Genomic DNA, 6,106 nt, shown 5'->3' with positions numbered 1-6,106 from the left:
TTGTGGCTACGCTGTTGATTGTTGGATGGACTACCTTTTTTTATATCAGTTCAGAATACAGGAAACAGCAGGATGATTTCATCAGGGAGAAATTGAGGAAGATTCAGTTGTCCTATGAGAAGCAAGTTTATGTAAACGGGATACCAGCAGCATCAGATCAGTCTAATCAAGAATTTAATCAGTTTTCAGATATCAATGGCGCTTATCTGAATCTTTTTGATACCGGCGGGAACCTTCTTTATACATCTATTCCAAAGATATACGATTATGGGCTCCTGGGAACTAAAATGGGGGCAAAGGCCTATATTTATCTAAATAAGCTGCAAAGATCAGAATACATCAGTGCGAATGAGACGATTGGTGATTTTACCTATTCTGCAGCCTATGCGCCAATCAGAAATCCGCAGAACCAAACGATTGCTTATATTGGTTTGCCCTATTATGGTAATGAGGGTGACTATCAATCTAAAATTGGCTTGTTTGTCAATACCCTAATTAATATTTATGCCCTTGTTTTCGTAGCGATTGGAATACTTGCTGTATTCCTGGCCAATCAGATTACCAGCCCACTCACCTTTATACAGGAAAGTATCAGGAAAACGAAACTTGGACAAAAGAATCAGCCTATCTTATGGTCCCGGCATGATGAGATAGGATCTCTGATTAAAGAGTACAATAAAATGATTGCAGCATTGGAAGAGAGTGCCGTAAAACTGGCTAAATCTGAAAGGGAGAGTGCCTGGAGAGAGATGGCTAAACAGGTGGCCCACGAGATTAAAAACCCGCTTACCCCGCTAAAACTTGGTGTTCAGTTGCTGGAAAAAGCCTGGAAAGAGAAGGATGTCAATTTTGAACGTAAATTTGAAAGGTTCAATAAATCTTTTATTGAACAGATAGATAGTTTGGCAACCATTGCTTCAGAATTCTCCAACTTTGCGAAAATGCCCGATACAAAGTTACAGACCTTACAGCTCCTGCCTATTATACAGCAGGCCAGAAATGTTTTTGTAAATGAGAAAGGGGTAGAGATCAGTATTCAGAATCAGAGTAACCAGGATGTGTTTATTCTTGGTGATAAAGACCAGCTGCTGCGAACCTTTAATAATTTATTAAAGAATGGAATTGAGGCTTCAGCAGGAACGCATGGTTGTTTGATTTATATTAAAATCAGGAATGATCAGAAAAAAGTCTGGGTAGAGGTTTCTGATAACGGGAAAGGCATTGATGATGAGCTGCAGGACAAGATCTTTGCCCCGAATTTTACGACGAAGTCTTCAGGAACCGGATTAGGACTTGCCTTTGTAAAACAAGCTGTAGAGAATGCAGGAGGAACCATTGAGTTCAATTCTGTGATTGATGAGGGTACAACTTTTTACTTAAGCTTTCCGCTGGCTTAAACCGGAAGATTTACTTCAGCAGAATAGAAGATTTTCCCATTGTATGGCCATCAGCATATAGAATGACCGTGTAAGTCCCTTTAATAAATTCTTTTGGATTAACCCATTGAATAGAGTAGGCGGTGTTATCATCATTATAGGAAATAGTAATCATTTCACTATACTGCATCTGCTGGCTTTCCGCATCGAACATATTGCTTTCGTCTGCGATTAAATTTCCGGCCGGGTCAAATACCCTAAGATAGATCTTATGGTAGTCTTTCCTTGCCAAAGGATTCGGTGCAATTCCAAAGGAAATGACCAGCTTTTTTGCTGAACTTGCGCTGGTGACTTCTATATGTTTTCCACTGTTCTTTACTTTGTAGGCCGCAACACCCACATTAAAAGCCTTTAGAATAGCTCCTGTTTTTACTTTATCGTTGAGCTCAGAATTTCTTCTGGCTAAGGCATTGGCCCTTTCGCTGGCTTTATTAGAGCTCTTCGCCAGGCTGTCCCTTTCGTTTTTTAGTAAAAAATTTTCCTGCTGCAGGCGGTTGATATCTTCGTTGTAGCTTTTTACAAATTCATGAAGTTCTCTGATTTCTTTTTGGGCCTTTAACAGTTCATCTTTATTAAACCGTCCTTTTTGCAATGAAGACTTCAGTTCTGCTATTTTTTGACGTGCAAGTCCTTGTTCCTCAAGAAGCTTATTCGTTAACGACAGGTTAATTGCATTGACTTTATCTAATTCAACTTCTATCTTTTCAACTTCTAGTTTTAACCGGTCTTTTTCGTTGTTGACAGTAACAAAGCGTTCACTTTCCTGTCTGTCTTTTATGTATAAATAGGCATTTGTGCCTATTAATGCCGCTATTACGATAATGAGAAAATAAACTTTGTTATGGTCGCCTTTAGTACCAGAAACTTTTTGGTCTAACATTTCAAATAGATGTTCAGTTTTTAGTTCAATAATTTTCTTTAGTTATTCTAAAAAAAATCTAACATAAGATAAAAATGTAATAAATGGTAAAAAAAATGCTCAAATTGTATGAGACTTTAAAAAAAATCGTTTACTTGCCTAGGTGGGTTGTGTTGTATTACTTTACATAACCTACAAAAACACACAAATGAACGTCAAAAAGATAAAGAATGCTTAAGAACATTGTTTATGCAATTATAGTTGCATTTATTTTACCCAACACTATATCTGCTCAAACAACTGCAAAAATCGCTCCAAAAAGAGAGTTTAGAGGGATCTGGGTGGCTACAGTGGCGAATATTGACTGGCCTTCCAAGCCTGGGCTAAGCATAGATCAGCAAAAACAGGAGTTGATCGCGCTGCTGGACCAGCATAAAAAGAATGGAATGAATGCAATTATCCTGCAGGTCAGGCCGGCGGCGGATGCCTTTTATTCCAAATCAAGAGAACCCTGGAGCCAGTGGTTGATGGGAAGACAGGGACTTGCACCAAGTCCGGGTTATGATCCCCTGGAATTTGCCATTAAAGAGGCGCATTCCAGGGGAATGGAATTGCATGCCTGGTTTAACCCTTATCGGGCGACTATGGGCGGGAGTTCGACAGTAAGTAGCGGCCATATGACGGCAAAGCGACCGGATATGTTCTTTTTATATGGGGGTAAAAAGCAGTTCGATCCCGGCCTGCCTGAGGTTAGGGAGTATATCGTTGAAGTAATCCTTGATGTGGTGAAAGGCTATGACGTAGATGGAATTCACTTTGATGACTATTTCTACCCTTATCCGATCTCTGGACAGAGGATAAATGATGCTTTAACATTTGCCAAATATCCTAATGGATTTACAGATATTAAGGACTGGAGAAGGAATAATGTCGACATGCTGATCAAAATGCTGGACGACAGTATTCACCATTATAAAAAGTATGTGAAGTTTGGCATCAGTCCTTTTGGTATCTGGAAAAACTCTTTTGAAGATGCAGAGGGGTCTAAAACGAATGGTCTTTCAAATTATGCAGAATTATTCGCTGATTCCAGGAAATGGGTTAAAGAGGGCTGGGTAGATTACATCAATCCTCAGATCTATTTTAGTTTCACCAGAAAAGCTGCCCCATTTGGAACATTGGTAGACTGGTGGAGTAATAATACTTTTGGACGACATTTATACATTGGCCAGGCTGCGTACCTGGTGAACCAGAAAATGGAAGCTGCCTGGAGGCAACCGAGTCAGATTCCCGATCAGATCAGGTACCTGAGGGAGAACAACAGGGTGCAGGGTAGCGTATTTTTTAGTTCAAAATCTTTCACTACTGTAGCGAGGGCTGTTGGAGATTCTCTGAAGAATGATCTGTATAAATATCCGGCTCTTCCTCCGCAGATGCCTTGGCTGGATGATGTTGTTCCAAATGCGCCTCAAAATTTTAAAGCAGAGGCTGCTAATGATGGCGTACACCTCCAATGGACCAAGCCTTTTATGGCAGAAGATGGAGAAACCGCATCTGGCTATGTGATCTATCGGTTTGAGGAGGGGGAGAAAATTTCTGTTTTAAACCCTAAAAATATACTTAGGATCAGTTTTGAAGATTTTACATCTTTCATTGACACGACGGTGGAAAAAGGGAAAAGGTACAATTATTTAGTGACAGCACTGGATCGGTTAAAGAACGAAAGTGAACCAAGCGGTCCTGTCGGTGTAGAAACGAAATAAAAAAGAAAGCCTGATGATTCATCAGGCTTTCTTTTTTAGACTTTAATAAAGATTTTCTTCTTGTACATGATCCATAGAATGACCAGCCAGAAAAGGATTTGTGTAACTGCCCAGGCAAGTGAAGCATTCACAGGCGAAAAAATTGGGCTGTAAAAACTTTTATACAACCACCACTGTGCACCTGCTGTTGTTCCATCCGACATTTTTACCTGTATCATGTTTAATGTTCTTGGAATTAAACCGGAAAGGAAAAATACGGTAATGGCATTTACCCCATATACCACAAATGGTGTTGTAAACCTGGTGTATTTCTGCACATCAATGATCCAGTAGCTCAAAGAGAGGATAACGGTTGCCAGTCCACCCGCATAGAGCACATAGGAGCTGGTCCACAGAGATTTGTTGATGGGGAATTCAAGATCCCACAGCAAGCCCATGGCAATGGCAGCAAATCCGGTAGAGAACAGCCAGGCAATTTTTGTAGCAGCCTCAAGATCTTTACGCTTTAAATAAATACCAACCAGCACGCCAAATAAGCCTGATGCGATTGATGGAACAGTACTCAGGATGCCCTCCGGATCCCAGGTTTTTGCTGATTTCCATAAATGTGCCTCAGTTAGTAGACTTCGGTCCAGCCAGGCACCTAAATTTGTCTCTTTTTCCAGATTAGGATAGCCAACATGCGGTACAGGTACAAAAGTGAGTAATGCCCAGTATACCACAAGCAGCCCAATGAGTATTTTAAATATGCTCCGCTCTGAATTTTTCAGAAAAATGACGGAAGAAAAGAAAAATACAAGGGCTATGCGCTGCAATACACCGGGTATTCTGACGGTTTTAAAAGCCTCAAAGGGTTCAGTAAAGACTTTTGGGTATAAAGACAGGAACAGACCCAGGCCAAACAGGATCAAAGCACGTTTAAAGGCTTTAAGTATAGTCTGGTTGTGCAGGGCCGGATCAGCCTTTTTACTCCCCATAGCATAAGCAATAGATACCCCAACAATAAAGAGAAAGAAAGGGAAGATCAAGTCTGTGGGCGTACAGCCGTTCCAGCTGGCATGCTCCAAAGGCGCATAGATATTTCCCCAATCGCCCGGGTTATTCACCAGGATCATTGCTGCTACTGTTGCCCCTCTGAAAAAATCAAGGGACAATAACCTTTGAGAACTCTTTTCCATCTTTTAGAATTTCCACCTTACGAAGGCTTCCATGGCTTCATATTCTGCCAGTCCAAGGTCGTCGTAAGCTTTTGCCGTTTCGCGGTTTCTGTCTTCTGCCCGTTTCCAGAATTCACGTGAATCGTCTCCAGGGAATACGGCACGGTCTTTCTGTGATTGGTGCTTGAAGATGGCATATTTCTTTTTCTCCAGTTCCTGAGGACTCAATGGAACAGCCATTTCAATTTCATGGGTTTCAAATTCATGCCATGCACCACGGTACATCCACAACCAGCATTCCTGTGCCCAGGCTTCTGTTTTGCGAAGTTCTGTTAATGCAGCAAGGATGATGTTAAAGCACACAATATGTGTTCCATGGGGATCTTCAAAGTCGCCTGCTGCGAAAACCTGCTGAGGTTTAACTTTTTGAAGTAATTCAATGGTCAGTTCCACGTCCTTACTGGTTACCGGATTCTTTTGGTTTTTGCCGGTCTCATAGAAAGGAAGCGCCATAAAGTGGATATGGTCATCTTCCAGTCCGCAATAGCGGGCACCAGCAATAGCTTCTCCTTTTCTGATCAAACCTTTAACAGACTGGATTTCCGGAGTGTCTACCTGGTTAGGTTGCTTTTGCTCAATGAATTTACGCATATTGTCGTAAATGTTCTGTAAAGCATCCTGGCCCAATCCCATTTTCTGGGCAAAATCTATACTGAATTCCACAAAACGAAGGGCATCATCATCCCAAACTGCGGTGTTTCCTGAAGTTTGATAGGCCACATGCACATCGTGATGCTGATCTACAAGACGGATAAATGTTCCGCCCATAGAGATCACATCGTCATCGGGATGTGGAGAGAAAATGATCACCCTTTTTTTGGCGGGTTCTGC

5 protein-coding genes are annotated in these 6,106 nt (G+C 41.3%); 2 read left to right on the top strand and 3 right to left on the bottom strand.

The features are described from left to right. The coding region (locus VNZ46_RS18455; RefSeq protein ID WP_325561497.1) for a HAMP domain-containing sensor histidine kinase at window positions 1-1,397 on the top strand (1,397 nt) is incomplete at its 5' end. A gap of 10 nt (window positions 1,398-1,407) precedes the next feature. On the opposite strand, the gene VNZ46_RS18450 is transcribed toward VNZ46_RS18455, so the two are convergent. Next, window positions 1,408-2,316: a hypothetical protein gene (locus VNZ46_RS18450; protein ID WP_325561496.1), complete on the bottom strand. Its 909-nt coding sequence runs from the start codon at window positions 2,314-2,316 to the stop codon at window positions 1,408-1,410. A gap of 209 nt (window positions 2,317-2,525) precedes the next feature. Here VNZ46_RS18450 and VNZ46_RS18445 point away from each other — a divergent pair, with 209 nt between their 5' ends. After that, window positions 2,526-4,058 carry a glycoside hydrolase family 10 protein gene (locus tag VNZ46_RS18445; RefSeq protein ID WP_325561495.1) on the top strand — a complete coding sequence of 511 codons (1,533 nt, stop codon included), beginning with the start codon at window positions 2,526-2,528 and terminating at the stop codon, window positions 4,056-4,058. 35 nt (window positions 4,059-4,093) lie between these two features. Here VNZ46_RS18445 and VNZ46_RS18440 read toward each other — a convergent pair whose 3' ends face one another. After that, a complete protein-coding gene (locus tag VNZ46_RS18440; RefSeq protein WP_325561494.1) occupies window positions 4,094-5,236 on the bottom strand; it encodes a DUF5009 domain-containing protein in 1,143 nt (380 codons plus the stop codon). A 3-nt stretch (window positions 5,237-5,239) separates the two neighbouring features. Continuing rightward, the coding region (locus VNZ46_RS18435; protein ID WP_325561493.1) for a PIG-L family deacetylase at window positions 5,240-6,106 on the bottom strand (867 nt) is incomplete at its 5' end.

It is taken from the genome of Pedobacter sp., from assembly GCF_035566355.1.
Lineage (GTDB): Bacteria > Bacteroidota > Bacteroidia > Sphingobacteriales > Sphingobacteriaceae > Pedobacter.
Note: the sequence above shows the minus strand (reverse complement) of the source record. Positions and strands in the feature narration are given on the sequence as shown.

What these genes read in the sequence shown, in the direction of transcription:
- VNZ46_RS18440 (WP_325561494.1), bottom strand. Translation starts at nt 5,236, where the DNA reads ATGGAAAAGAGTTCTCAAAGGTTATTGTCCCTTGATTTTTTCAGAGGG.
- VNZ46_RS18445 (WP_325561495.1), top strand. Translation starts at nt 2,526, where the DNA reads ATGCTTAAGAACATTGTTTATGCAATTATAGTTGCATTTATTTTACCC.
- VNZ46_RS18450 (WP_325561496.1), bottom strand. Translation starts at nt 2,316, where the DNA reads ATGTTAGACCAAAAAGTTTCTGGTACTAAAGGCGACCATAACAAAGTT.